The sequence below is a fragment of the Lachnobacterium bovis genome (assembly GCF_900111325.1).
Lineage (GTDB): Bacteria > Bacillota > Clostridia > Lachnospirales > Lachnospiraceae > Roseburia > Roseburia bovis_A.
Genome location: NZ_FOGW01000013.1, coordinates 67,613 through 80,732 on the forward strand (window position 1 = coordinate 67,613; position 13,120 = coordinate 80,732).

The following is a 13,120-nucleotide window of genomic DNA, read 5'->3' on the forward strand; positions in this document are numbered from 1 at the left end:
CCCTAAAATCGTGAGAAAAACTGGAAAGTATGAAACCCAGGAAAGCTGATATAATTTGGAACAAATACAGATGGATTTAACGTAAAGGAGAAAACTAGTGATTATTTTGAAATTTATTAAATTGATTTTAACTCCAGTTGTTTGGGTAATCCAATTACTTTTATCAATATTGGCATTTTTGATAGAATTAGTTGGTGTTATGTTAGAGATTATTTTTGCTATCGCAGGTACAATTGGTGTGGTAGTAGCAGTATATGGAATTTACACTCAAAGTATAGATCCTGTAAAAACTATAGCATTGTTAGTAGTGTCATTGCTTTTGGCATCAATTACAATATGCTTACACAGATGGGGAGCAGCAGGGATACATTCTTTAAAAAGATGTATCTCAAATGTGTTTTAAATTATATAAATAAAAATATTAAGAGATGTGTTACCAAATATTTTATATAAAAATTCAAACCTTGCAGAGAGTATGTAGGGTTTGGATTTTTTTTATTGCTCTTTAATGTATGTAGAGATATAATAGGAATGAAATAAGTTAGTTCTAACTAACGGAAGAGACATAAGGAGGCGGGATAATGAGCTTAGGAGCCAAAATAATAAATTGCGGAATAAAATTATCGGGAATAAAGAAAAAGTATTTACTGCCAGAGGATGAGTTTTTAAATGAGATTAAAAAGATGAATAAAAATAGAGGATTTTATTTGCCGAAGGATAAAAAAGCGTTTTACAAGGAACATGAAGTGATGGAAAATAAGTGTTTGATAGTACAAAGCAGTGAAAAATTATCTCAAAGAGCAATTTTATATTTTTTTGGAGGTGGGATGATATTAGGCCCAGATAAGGGTGATGTTAGTGTTATTTTGAAACTTATGAAAAAAACAGGATGTGATATATGGTTTCCGATGTATCCATTGTGTACAAAAAGTTCTATAATGGATTCTTTTGAAATGGTATATGAATGCTATAGACAGATGATTGATTTATATGGAGGAGGAAATGTAAGTACATGTGGATTTTCCTCAGGAGGCGCATTAGCAATAGGAATAGCAACATATAATAACACAAGAAAGAATAAACTTCCTATGCCTCGTCATATTGTTGCGGTTTCACCGGGGGAAGTTCCATGGAAAGATGAAGAGAAAGCAGCAATGAAAAAGAACAATAGAAAAGATATGATGGTAGATTATTCTTTTATGGAGAAAGTAGAAAAATTGGAAAGGCATGGAAGGAATGATGTTCCTGATTATATGATTCATATCTCTAAAGGGGATTTATCCGGAGTTGATAATATTCATTTTGTATATAGTACAGATGAAGTTTTATACGGTGCAAAGCAATGCTTTATTGATGCCTGTAAAAAATATAATGTCAAATATTCTGTGCGTGAACGAGCAGGAATGTTTCATTGCTATGCAATGTTGCCATATTTTAAGGAGGCAAAAGAGGATTTTGAAGAAATAGCTCAGATTTTATCTGAATAGAGAATAAAAGTTTATAGAGAGAATAAATAAAGAAAAATAAGAGAGTATATAAAAAGAAGGAAGGAGGCAAGTATGATTGTGTCCATAGTTAACACATCATACAAAGGATATGCTGAAAATGTGGGAAATTATTTTGATTCCTTTTATTGGAACAAGCTTAGGTGCAGCAAGTGTATTTTTATTCAAAAAGAAAATGGGAGAAAAATTACAGAGAGCATTAACCGGATTTGCGTCAGGCGTAATGGTCGCAGCATCTTTTTTTAGTTTGCTTATTCCGGCGTTAGAGCAAGTACATGATATGGGAAATTTAAAATTTATTCCTGTAGTGATTGGGTTTGGAATAGGAATGTTATTTTTACTTGTGCTTGATTTAGTGACACCTCATATGCATTTTAATAATTGTGAAGAGGGAGTAAAAAGCGGATTAAAAAGAACGACGAAATTGGTATTGGCAGTTACGCTTCACAATATTCCAGAAGGAATGGCGGTTGGTATAGTTTGCGCAGGATGGATGTATGGAAGCGCATCAATTACGTTTACAGGCGCACTTGCGCTATCACTTGGTATTGCAATTCAAAATTTTCCAGAGGGAGCAATTGTATCGGTGCCACTTTTAGGAGAAGGTGTACCAAAAAAAAGAACTTTTATATATGGAGTTTTATCAGGAGTTGTAGAACCTATTGGTACATTACTTGTAATTGCTGCATCAAAATTTTTGATTCCAACAATGCCATATTTATTGAGTTTTGCAGCAGGGGCGATGATGTATGTTGTGGTTGAGGAGCTGATACCAGAAATGTCAGAAGGTCCACATTCAAATACTGCAACAATATGTTTTGCTGCAGGTTTCATACTGATGTTATCGCTAGATGTTGGTTTAGGTTAAGTAAATTTCATAAGAAAAAAGACGATTATTCTATTAATAAAAAATAAGAAAAAAGACATAAAAAATTTATAATTTTTAATATAGATATTAGTATAAATAAAGGTTATGTGACGATATATAGTATGGATCATTGTGTAAATCTTTTGGTGATTTTGTTTTGTCGAATTTAAAAAAACATGGTGGATAAAAACGGAATTAGTAAAATAAAAAAACAAAACATAACACAGATGATTTAGTAAATTTTTATTATGGAGGATAATATGGAAAAAAAATCGTCTTTTTTTTCAAGCATTAAAACAAAACTAATATGTTCAGTGTTCGCAGTTTCTGCTATTCCGTTAATTGTAGCTATTACGGTTACGTATATATCATCTACAAGAAAAGCTGAAGCTACGACAAAAGATACACTAGAATGGTCAGTTTGGTATGTTCAATCAACAATAAATACATTGTTTACAAGAACACAGGCATCACTAGAGGCTTTGGCGGATTCAGATGCTTTAAACGAATTTTTAGTTACGGGTGGAAATAAAGCTGAAGCTAAGAGACAGATTGTCGAAGTTAATAAAAATTTTGATGATAAGAATCAGATTGTTCTTTCGGATATGACAGGTATGATGGTTCTTCGTTCTGATGACAGTGGACTTGTTGATATACATGAACGTGATTATTGGCAGGGAGCGTCTAAAGGAAATAATAGTTGTTCTTCTGTAATGATTAGTAATTCTACTAAAACAAGATCGGTTTGTTATGCTGTTCCAGTTTTTAAAAAAGGAACAAAAACAGTAATCGGTGTATTACACAGAAGTTATGATTTAGATCAAATCCATGATATTTTGGCTGATGCTGGTGGAGAGTCATTTATTGTTGATAATAAAGGAACATTAGCTGCACATTCGAATTACAAGATTAGTGTTAAGGATAAACCAGTTGATTTTAGCAAATCGCCATATATGACATCTGGTAAGCAAGAAGGCACTTATGAGAGTTATGCAGTAGGTAAACATACATATGTTTCGTACGTAAAGGAGCCATTGTCAGGCTATACTATTGCTTCTGCTATAGAAGTTAAAGAGGTTGTAAAATCTGCTAGAGAGTCAGCATTAATAACAATTGTAATAGGAATTATTCTTTTAGCAATAGGTGCAGTTTTTTCATTTTTCCTAGCTGCAAGTTTCATTAAACCAATAAAAGAAGTTGATAAGTCATTAGCAGAGCTTTCAAAAGGTAGATTCTGCTTGATAAATAAATATACACAGCGTAAAGATGAGTTTGGACATATAGTAAGAAATACGAACTTGTTAATTGAAAAACTTTCAAATATCGTTGGACATCTTAAAGAATCTTCGGGCACAGTTGGAAATTCTTCAGAAAGATTATCTGGAATGGCAAATCAAATTGCTGCCACAACGGAAAGTGTAGCACTTGCAGTACAGCAGATTGCAAGTGGAGCTGTTCAACAAGCAGATGATATTCAATCATCAGCAGAGAGTGCAAAAGATATTATGGATGCTGTTGAAGGGGTACAAGGCTCAGCAGAAGATATGGCGTCTCTTGCAGAAAGGATGAAGAGTGCGTCAGAAATTTCAAGTAGGTCATTGTCAAATCTTCAGGGAACAAGTACAGAAATGACAAATAAGATTGAAGAAATCTCTAATAGAATTTCATCAACTCAGCATGCAGTAGCTAATATAAACGAAAGAGTTGAAGGAATTACAGGAATTGCTGCACAGACAAATCTTCTTTCATTAAATGCATCAATTGAGGCAGCTCGTGCTGGTGATGCAGGAAGAGGTTTTGCAGTTGTTGCGGATGAGATTAGAAAACTTGCAGATGATTCAAAGAGTTTAGCTTCAGAAATAAGAGTTCTTATGGATGAACTTTTAGTTGAGGCAAATCAAGCTGTTAGTGTTGCAGAAGAAGTTAGAAGTGGAAATATTGAGCAACAGAATGCACTTAAAGAGACATTCCATGCAGTAGATGGAATGATAGGTGATATAGAAGAGACTGTTATAAGTGTTTCAAAAATTAAGAAAGAGGCAGATGTCTGTGTTGCGTCAAATACAGTGGTATCTAATGCTATGACATCGCTATCTGCGGTTTCTGAAGAAAATGCAGCAGCAACAGAGACGACAGGAGCTTCGTTAGAAGAGTTATCTTCAACAGTTACAACATTAGCAGATGCAGCAACTAACCTTAATACAATAGCAGATCAGCTAAATGAAGAAATAAAATTCTTTGAATAATATTGAAAAGAATAGTTAATATGAAAGAAATTTAATATGATAATAAAGAAGAAATAAAAGTTAAAATACTCTCTTTACTTAATAAAAAGTAAGGAGAGTATTTTTTTACAATTTTATATAAAAAGAGTTATAATAAAAAATGTTTAATTAAATAATTTAAAACTAAAATTTATCATATATGGAGGCAATATGTTTTTAAAAAAAGAGAATAAATCAGGTTTGAAATTACGTCCACATCATGGAATGTGTTTTGAGTTTTATGAAGGAAAAGGTTATAGCGGTGAGTTTACAGATCATATGGGAAAGATAATCAAAAATTTTGAAAGCAACCCAAATCAAATTATTACGGTAACTGCAGATACAGATATTGTGTGTAAACACTGTCCTAACAATAGTGGACTATGCTGTGAAAGTCAAAGCAAAGTCATGAAATATGATAATGCTGTATTAGAGTTATGCAATTTAAAAGACAAAACTACGATAGAATATGGTAAGTTCAGAGAAATCGTGAGAAATAAAATTTTAAGAAAAAATTTGAGAAAAGAAATATGTGGTGATTGTCAATGGAATAGTATATGTGAGAAAAAGTAAACCAATGAGAACTGCATTCTAGGCATCAAAACTTGCGATTGCGGCATTTATCGTGCCTTATATGTTTTGCTATAATCCAGCAATGTTATTAATTGATACAGATGTGATTTCTGTAATATTAATATGTATTACATCAGTTTTAGGTGTATTATATAGTCATAGTAAAAAGTATCCTAGAGATTAGAAAAATAATATATAAAAGTTAAGTAAAGGTTTGGAGAAAATAAAAATGAAATTAAAAAGTAAACTCAAAAAAATTGATATTGTGATGGTAATTGCCTGGACGTTAGCAATTATTTCTTCCTTTTTTGTGAAACCAAGTCTAAAATATATAGACTATATTGATTTTAGATCACTTGGAATTTTATGGGGATTGATGGTTATTATACAAGGACTAAGATATCATCATGTATTTGAAAAAATAGCTAAATTTTTATTAGAAAGAGTAAACAAACAGTGGCAATTGGTGATGGTTTTAGTTTTTATGTGTTTTGTTGGAAGTATGTTTATAACAAATGACGTTGCACTTATTACATTTGTTCCTTTTTCGATTATGATTTTAAAGAGTTGCAAAAAAGAACAAATAGTAGTGCCTGTTATTGTTTTACAAACGATTGCAGCAAATCTCGGAAGTATGTTAACTCCTATTGGAAATCCGCAGAATCTATACATGTATGGTTTGATAAAAATAGATTTTTTAAGTTTTATAAAAATATTACTTCCATACACATTGGTGTCAACTGTTTTAATTGTGATATCGATTTTTATATTTGCATATGATAAAGATGATTTAGATACATCTGAAGTAGAATTTGAGATAGATGATAATGTACAAAAAATAAAAATTACAATGTATTTTGCATTGTTTGTAATTGCTATTTTATCTGTAGTAAGAGTAGTTCCTTGTATGGCATTTGTGTTAACGGTATTAGTTGTTGTAGGAATTTGTGAGTTTAATATTTTGTTTAAAGCAGATTATATATTGTTACTTATATTTATAGGCTTTTTCATTTTTACAGGTAACATGGGACAAATAAGAGCAATTCGAATTTTTCTTGAAAGTGTTTTAAAAACACATGAGTTTGCAGTTGGTATTGTTACAAGCCAATTTATAAGTAATGTTCCTGCAACTCTTATGCTATCAGGTTTTGCCAAAAATTATCGCCAGCTTTTGATAGGAGTAAACGTTGGGGGCTTGGGAACTCTTATTGCATCCATGGCAAGTCTCATTTCTTATAAGGCGTATGTTAAGGAATATCAAACAGGGAGTGGCAAGTTTATAAAAATATTTACAGTTCTTAATGTTATTTTCTTAATAGTATTAGGTGGAGTGAATGTATTTTTTTACGGAGGAATATAAATATTGTTAGTAAAAAGTCTCACTAGATACTTGTGATGAGTGTTTATGTGGGGCTTTTTTTATATGAAAGTTCCAATTTTCATTAGTTGTAAATACATATTAGACGATATGTACAATGTGATGAAGAAATTTGGAGGGATAAATATGAGTGAAATGGATAAAAAAGCAATGTATAAGCTGACATATGGCCTTTTTGTATGCACAGCAGTATTAGGTGAAAAGAAAAATGGATGTATTATAAATACTGCAATTCAGGTCGCATCAGATCCTAATTTGATTTCGATTGCAATTAATAAATCAAATTATACCCATGATATGGTAAAAGAATCAAAAAAATGTAATATATCAGTATTGTCTACAGAAGCTCCGTTTGAATTGTTTAAGCATTTCGGATTTCAATCGGGGCGTAACGTTGATAAATTTGCAAATTACAAAAAATATAGTGTTGCAAGCAATGGAATACCATATATTTTAGAAGGAACAAATGCGTATTTTTCTTTAGAAGTAGTCCAGATGGTTGATTTAGGATCACATACATTATTTATTTGTAAGCCTACGGGAATGGAAGTTTTGAGAAATAAACAATCCTGTACATATGAATATTATCAAGAAAATATAAAACCAAAACCTGAAGCAGTTGGTGTAACAATAGAAGGCGAAACGGTATGGAAATGTCGGATTTGCGGTTACACTTATGTTGGAGAGGAATTACCAGATGATTTTATTTGTCCAATCTGCAAACATCCAAAGGATGACTTTGAAAAAATAGTTAAGTAAAGATTAGACTAGATTATTTATTGAATTTTTGTTAGTATAGTGTATGTTGATTTTTTTAGGAGGTCTAATAAATGGAAAACATTGAAACAATTAAGACTGAAGAATGTACTAGCGGAGTTGAGAATACAACTACAGTAAGTAACGAAAATGTAGAATGTGAGAAGAAATCTAACGTAACATTACTTCCTTTTGAAGAAGAAAATGTTGATTTTGGTACATTTTGCAAATCTGATTTTAGAGCAGTAAAAGTTAAAGAATGTATTGCAGTTCCAAAGAGTAAGAAATTGTTACAGTTTACACTTGATGATGGAACAGGAAAAGATAGAACAATTTTATCTGGTGTTCATGCGTATTATGAACCAGAAGAACTTGTAGGTAAAACATTACTTGCAATCGTTAATCTTCCACCAAGAAGTATGATGGGAGTTGAATCTTGTGGAATGCTTATGTCAGCAATTCATGAAGAAGACGGTGAGGAAAAATTAAATCTTGTAATGTTAAATGATGCAATTCCTGCAGGAGCAAAATTAGAGTAAAAAGATATAGAGCATTGCCTAGTTGTGTTTGATAGTTTATACTAGATATCATAATATTAGGACAGTGCTCTTGTTTTTTAGAAAGAGGTTAATTATGGTAAAAGATATTGTAAAGGATACTTTATTTTTAAAGCAAAAATCGTTACCTGCAACAAAAGAAGATAAAGATGTAATAGTGGATTTGATAGATACACTGCGTGCCAACCAGGAAATATGCGTTGGAATGGCAGCAAATATGATAGGTGTAAAGAAACAGATTTTGGTATTTTCGGTAGGACCATTTATCGTACCAATGGTTAATCCTAAAATTGTTAAAAAAAGTGGAATGTACCAAACACAAGAGAGTTGTTTGTCATTAGAAGGGGTCAGACCATGTACTAGATATGAAGAGATAGAAGTTGAATATTTAGATCAGGATTTCAATAAAAAGAGTGGAAAATATTCAGGTTTTACTGCACAGATTATTCAACATGAAATGCAGCATTTTTCAGGTGATTTGATATAACAAGAGGGGGATATAGGTGGAGAATGATATAGTAAAAACTATTCAAAGACAAATTTTTGAAAATAAAGATATTGAGTATAAAAATTTTCAAAGTAAATTAATACCAAATATTGAAAAAGACTGTATAATTGGTGTAAGAACGCCGATACTTAGAAAGATAGCAAAGAGTGTATCTACTGATGAGCGCAAAACATTTATGAGTAAATTGCCGCATAAATATTTTGAGGAAAATCAATTGCAAGCGTTTTTTATATCAGATATAAAAGATGAAAAAGAATGTTATATCAGATTAGGTGAATTTTTACCATATGTTAATAATTGGGCAACATGTGATCAGATGTGTCCAAAGGTTTTTAAAAAGAATAAAGAAAACCTTATTGAATATATAAAAATTTGGTTAGATAGTAAGGAAGAATATACCGTTCGATTTGCAATAAAAATGTTGATGACGTTCTTTTTAGATTCAAATTTTAATAAAGAATATTTATATTGGATTGCGCAAATTGATAGAGAAGAGTACTATATAAAGATGATGCAAGCTTGGTATTTTGCGACGGCATTAGCAAAACAGTACGAGAAAACAATTTGTATTTTTGAAGAACAAGTATTAGATGATTGGGTACATAATAAATCTATTCAAAAAGCAATCGAGAGTAGAAGAATAGCAAGAGATATTAAAGAGTATTTGAAAAAATTAAAGGTTAGGTGATGAAAGATGTATGGAAAAAGATTAAGAAAAAGTCAGGACAAAAAAATTTTTGGTGTATGCGGAGGAATTGGAGAATATTTTGGTATTGATCCAGTGATAATTCGTTTAATATGGTTAGTTGCTATATGTTGTTTTGGAACAGGCTTACTTCTTTATATTGTTGCTGCAATAGTAATGGATTAATGGAGTTATACGTATTGTGTGAAAATTATAAACATGTTAGAAAGTTTAATAAATGTTGTTATATTTTTGTGTGGTCTAAAACATTTTTTTGTGCTAAACTAGTTGCTGTTGAGTAAATTTATAATGCGCTAATTTAGCACATTTTTTTGTGCATTTTAGCAAGAAACGGAGGAAAAAATGGGCGAAAAAAAACACGCGATTTATGACGCCACGACATTGGGTAAACCCAAAATGTTATTATTAGGTTTGCAGCATATGTTTGCAATGTTTGGAGCGACGATTTTAGTTCCAATTTTAGTTAATGGATATTTCCATGGTGAAGGACTTTCAGTTCAGGTAACATTATTTTTTGCCGGAATAGGAACATTAATTTTTCATTTATGTAGTAAATTTAAGGTGCCAGCTTTCCTTGGTTCATCTTTCGCTTTCCTAGGAGGTTTTTCAACAGTAGCAAATCTTAAGTCAGGTAAATTTGCCACAATGCCTTATGGAGAAAAACTCCAATATGCTTGTGGTGGTCTTGTAATTGCTGGATTATTTTATATTCTTTTTGCACTAATCATTAAATGCATTGGCGTTAAAAAAGTAATGCATTTTCTACCACCAGTTGTAACTGGTCCTATTATTATTTGTATTGGACTCTCACTTGCTCCATCAGCTATACAGAATGCATCTTCAAATTGGTTATTAGCAATTGTTGCACTTTCAGTTGTGATTATTTTTAATATCTGGGGAAAAGGTATGTGGAAAATTATACCAATTCTTTTAGGTGTTGTTATATCATATATTGTAGCTGTAATTATGAATGCTTGTGGAATGACTAATGCAGATGGAAGTGCAATTATTAATTTTGCACCAATTGCAAAAGCTTCTTGGGTTGGTGTGCCACCTTTCCTTATTGCTAAGTTTGATATAACTTCAATTTTAGTAATGGCACCAATTGCGATTGCATCTGTAATGGAACACGTTGGAGATATTTCAGCAATTTCAGCAACAACAGGTAAAAACTTTATTGAAGAACCAGGTTTACATAGAACATTATTAGGTGATGGCTTAGCAACTGCATTTGCTGGATTATTCGGAGGCCCTGCTAATACAACATATGGAGAGAACACAGGTGTATTAGAGCTTTCTAAAGTATATGATCCTAAAGTAGTAAGAATTGCAGCTGTTTATGCTATTGTATTAAGCTTTATTCCAAAAACAGCAGATGTAATTGGAACAATGCCAACAGCTATTATTGGTGGAATTAGTTTTATTTTGTACGGAATGATTTCTGCAATAGGTGTTAGAAATGTTGTAGAGAATAAAGTTGATTTAACAAAATCAAGAAACTTAATTATTGCAGCAGTTATTTTAGTATCAGGATTAGGTTTTGGTGATGGTTTAACATTTAAAATTGGTACAACACCAGTAACTCTTACATCTCTTGCAATTGCAGCAATTTTAGGAATTTTATTAAACGCAATTTTACCAGGTAATGATTATAATTTTGGAACAAGCTTAGAAGGTGATATAAACCGTGGAGTAAGTTTTAATAAATTACCAGAAGATGAAGAAGAATAAAATTCGAAAATAAAAAAGAATATTGTTTATATGCCTATTTAGTTATACAATCATAATTAAGTAGGCATAATTTTTTATCAGAAAGGATGAGAATATGAGTAAACTTTTAATTAGTGAGACAACAAAAGAAGAAAGAATTGCATTAATAAAAAAATGGATTCCAGATGATGATGGATTAAATGATTCAGATATGGATTTATGGGATATTTATGCAGATTATATTAATGGCAAAAGAGAGATTGCGGAAATAAATGCTTCAATGACAGGACAGTATTACACAGAAGAAGATTTAAAGTAAAAAAAACTATTGCTTTAATTGAAAAGTGTGCTATAATTATGTGCGAAACAATATAAGATGTAGTTATAAATGGGGCTACATTTATTAAAACTATGATTTTTATTGGCAGAGTAGAGCTTTATGCGTTAAGTGCCTTCTGAACAGGGAGTTGTCAGTTGGACGAAGAAGTAATTCGCGGTATAGGGCTCGCATCCCGCTGCTACATAATGGAACAATATAGAAGAATCTTCCTTTATGTAGTCTAGGAACTGCTGAAAGGAGGATTTTTTTATGAATTATTTTAAAACTATGTTTGAACCATTTAAAGAAGAAAAAATTGTAAAAACAATATCATTGATAGGAATCCTAGGAGCACTATCAATTGCATTGTCTTTTACAGCAACTATTTCGCTAGGTCCATATTTAAAGATTGGGTTTGGAAGCTTAGCAAATAGAATTGTTGACTTTATATTTGGCCCAATTGTGGGAGGAATATTTGGAGGAGTGATGGATATCATCAAGTTTGTATTAAATCCATCAGGCCCTTTTCATTTTGGATTTACTTTAAATGCTATTTTAGGTAGTGTATTATTTGGAAGCGTAGTTTATAACAAAAAACTTACAATCCATAGAATATTAATTGCTAATGTTCTAGTTAAAGGAATTGTAAATATTGGCTTAAATACTTTATGGTTGTCACAGATTTCAGGAAAAGGAATATACGCTATTATCGCGCCAAGAATTGCATCGAACTTTGTAATGATTGGTGTTGATACTGCAATTTATTTTTCAATTTTCAAAATAATAAAAGTACTAGTTGATAATTATTATAAAAGTACAAACAAAAGTAATTTAACGGTTTAGCAATTTATAATAATCTACATATTAGATATTATTCAAAGACTTTATTAATATTTATTTGACTTCTAGTATTTAAAGAAAGTACAATAAACGATAGAAAATATAGATTATATATTAATAAAATTAGAAGTAAGCAGGTAAATATTTATGGGTAATTTTGCTGTAATCGATACAGAAACAAATTGGAAAGATCAAGTAATGTCAATCGGGATTGTTGTAGCTGATACAGTTACACTTAATATCGTAGATGAACAATACTACATCATTGATCCCGCATATAAAACAGGTGGAATGTATTCGTCGGTTTTAGGAGTAGATGCAAGTGATCCTTGTAAAATAAAAAAAAGAATAGAAATTATAGATGAAATGGTTGAATGGTTAGAAAGCTTATCGGTTGAATCGATATTTGCATATAATGCCATTTTTGATAAAAATCATTTGGATGAATTAAGAAAATTTCAATGGTTTGATATTATGAAGGTTGCCGCGTATAAACAGCATAATCCAAAGATTCCTAAAAATCTAGAATGTTGTAAAACAGGAAGATTAAAAAGAAATTATGGTGTAGAACCTATGATAAGAATGATGACAGGAAATTTTAAATACAAAGAAGTTCATAATGCTTTGTATGATGCAAGAGATGAATTGCAGATTATAAAATTAATTGAAAAACCATTAAGCGAATACTTTCCACTGTAGTCGTATTGACTTTTTATGCGTTGAATGTTACTCTAAATGTGTATAGTTTAATATTTAAACGCATTGAAGAAAAGAGTAGTTTTATTAAAGCTGATAAAGAGAGCTCTTGTGTGGTGAGAAAGAGACGGCCGTATAGAATGAAGATGGTTTTGGAGTGGCGAGACTGAACTATAATTAGTAGATAAGTTTCGACAGGTGCGCCTGTTATAGCGTGATTAAGTAATTTATATTTTATGAGTTACTTATAGAGGCTTTTGTTGTGAGACAAAAGTAAAATGAAGTGGTAACGTGAATAATTCGCCTTCTGTTATATACAGGAGGCTTTTTTTTAACTCTTTATAGTAAGTGTAGTAAATAAATTAAACTTACAAATTATAAAAATAAGAATAGATACAGATTTTTATATCTATCAAATAGAAAGATTATGGAGGAATATT

At 31.1% G+C, this 13,120-nt stretch carries 15 protein-coding genes, 1 riboswitch and 1 other annotated feature; all 15 genes read left to right on the plus strand.

What is annotated here, in order from left to right:
* Positions 1-97: 97 nt before the first annotated feature.
* The 15 genes from BMY79_RS07030 to BMY79_RS07100 all read left to right on the plus strand — a co-directional run bounded on the left by BMY79_RS07030 (position 98) and on the right by BMY79_RS07100 (position 12,683).
* On the plus strand, positions 98-403 hold the full coding sequence (locus BMY79_RS07030; RefSeq protein ID WP_074730668.1) for a hypothetical protein: 306 nt from the start codon (positions 98-100) through the stop codon (positions 401-403).
* A gap of 178 nt (positions 404-581) precedes the next feature.
* Complete coding sequence (locus tag BMY79_RS07035) at positions 582-1,487, plus strand: alpha/beta hydrolase (protein WP_083383502.1); 906 nt, start codon at positions 582-584, stop codon at positions 1,485-1,487.
* Between the two features lie 118 nt (positions 1,488-1,605).
* A complete protein-coding gene (locus BMY79_RS07040) occupies positions 1,606-2,373 on the plus strand; it encodes a ZIP family metal transporter (protein WP_022748218.1) in 768 nt (255 codons plus the stop codon).
* Between the two features lie 260 nt (positions 2,374-2,633).
* Positions 2,634-4,619 carry a methyl-accepting chemotaxis protein gene (locus BMY79_RS07045; protein ID WP_022748219.1) on the plus strand — a complete coding sequence of 662 codons (1,986 nt, stop codon included), beginning with the start codon at positions 2,634-2,636 and terminating at the stop codon, positions 4,617-4,619.
* A gap of 189 nt (positions 4,620-4,808) precedes the next feature.
* Positions 4,809-5,210 carry a DUF1284 domain-containing protein gene (locus BMY79_RS07050; protein WP_022748221.1) on the plus strand — a complete coding sequence of 134 codons (402 nt, stop codon included), beginning with the start codon at positions 4,809-4,811 and terminating at the stop codon, positions 5,208-5,210.
* A gap of 229 nt (positions 5,211-5,439) precedes the next feature.
* Positions 5,440-6,570 carry an SLC13 family permease gene (locus BMY79_RS07055; protein WP_083383503.1) on the plus strand — a complete coding sequence of 377 codons (1,131 nt, stop codon included), beginning with the start codon at positions 5,440-5,442 and terminating at the stop codon, positions 6,568-6,570.
* Positions 6,571-6,723: 153 nt separating this feature from the next.
* Positions 6,724-7,347: a flavin reductase gene (locus BMY79_RS07060; RefSeq protein ID WP_027422317.1), complete on the plus strand. Its 624-nt coding sequence runs from the start codon at positions 6,724-6,726 to the stop codon at positions 7,345-7,347.
* Between the two features lie 71 nt (positions 7,348-7,418).
* Positions 7,419-7,883, plus strand: a complete 465-nt coding sequence (locus BMY79_RS07065; protein ID WP_027422318.1) for a methionine--tRNA ligase — start codon at positions 7,419-7,421, stop codon at positions 7,881-7,883.
* A gap of 94 nt (positions 7,884-7,977) precedes the next feature.
* A complete protein-coding gene (locus BMY79_RS07070) occupies positions 7,978-8,388 on the plus strand; it encodes a peptide deformylase (protein WP_074730669.1) in 411 nt (136 codons plus the stop codon).
* A 16-nt stretch (positions 8,389-8,404) separates the two neighbouring features.
* On the plus strand, positions 8,405-9,097 hold the full coding sequence (locus tag BMY79_RS07075) for a DNA alkylation repair protein (protein WP_029067584.1): 693 nt from the start codon (positions 8,405-8,407) through the stop codon (positions 9,095-9,097).
* Between the two features lie 6 nt (positions 9,098-9,103).
* Positions 9,104-9,280, plus strand: a complete 177-nt coding sequence (locus tag BMY79_RS07080; RefSeq protein ID WP_022748229.1) for a PspC domain-containing protein — start codon at positions 9,104-9,106, stop codon at positions 9,278-9,280.
* A 177-nt stretch (positions 9,281-9,457) separates the two neighbouring features.
* Positions 9,458-10,846, plus strand: coding sequence for a uracil-xanthine permease family protein (locus tag BMY79_RS07085; RefSeq protein ID WP_034226354.1), 1,389 nt, complete (start codon positions 9,458-9,460; stop codon positions 10,844-10,846).
* 94 nt (positions 10,847-10,940) lie between these two features.
* Complete coding sequence (locus BMY79_RS07090) at positions 10,941-11,144, plus strand: hypothetical protein (protein WP_022748232.1); 204 nt, start codon at positions 10,941-10,943, stop codon at positions 11,142-11,144.
* A 104-nt stretch (positions 11,145-11,248) separates the two neighbouring features.
* Positions 11,249-11,345, plus strand: a riboswitch (THF riboswitch).
* A 69-nt stretch (positions 11,346-11,414) separates the two neighbouring features.
* Positions 11,415-11,987: a folate family ECF transporter S component gene (locus tag BMY79_RS07095; protein ID WP_022748233.1), complete on the plus strand. Its 573-nt coding sequence runs from the start codon at positions 11,415-11,417 to the stop codon at positions 11,985-11,987.
* 144 nt (positions 11,988-12,131) lie between these two features.
* Entirely contained in the window at positions 12,132-12,683 is a 552-nt protein-coding gene (locus BMY79_RS07100; protein ID WP_022748234.1) for a 3'-5' exonuclease, read from the plus strand.
* A 54-nt stretch (positions 12,684-12,737) separates the two neighbouring features.
* Positions 12,738-12,991: a binding site (T-box leader), on the plus strand.
* The last annotated feature ends 129 nt before the right edge of the window (positions 12,992-13,120 follow it).